This is a genomic window from Pseudomonas sp. SIMBA_067 (assembly GCF_046534675.1).
Lineage (GTDB): Bacteria > Pseudomonadota > Gammaproteobacteria > Pseudomonadales > Pseudomonadaceae > Aquipseudomonas > Aquipseudomonas putida.
On sequence record NZ_JAWRYH010000783.1, the window covers coordinates 1 to 257 of the forward strand.

Consider the following 257-nt stretch of genomic DNA (forward strand, 5'->3'; position numbering starts at 1 on the left):
GTCGCGTGTTCGCGGATTTGTTCGCCGCGCATGGCGCCTTCGCACAGCACCAGGATGCGGTCGCTGATGCCCATCACTTCCATCAAGTCGCTGGACACCACAATCACCGCGATGCCCTGGGCCGCAAGGTTATGGATGATCTGGTAAATCTCGGCCTTGGCGCCGATATCGATACCGCGCGTGGGCTCATCCAGCAGCAGCACTTTCATCGGCATCGACAGCCAGCGGCCGAGAATGGCCTTCTGCTGGTTGCCGCC

Annotated in this window: 1 pseudogene; it reads right to left on the reverse strand. The window is 61.5% G+C overall.

Annotated features, from left to right (window positions below):
- Positions 1-257 (reverse strand): annotated as a pseudogene (gene araG, locus SB765_RS31325) (L-arabinose ABC transporter ATP-binding protein AraG); the annotation flags it as partial.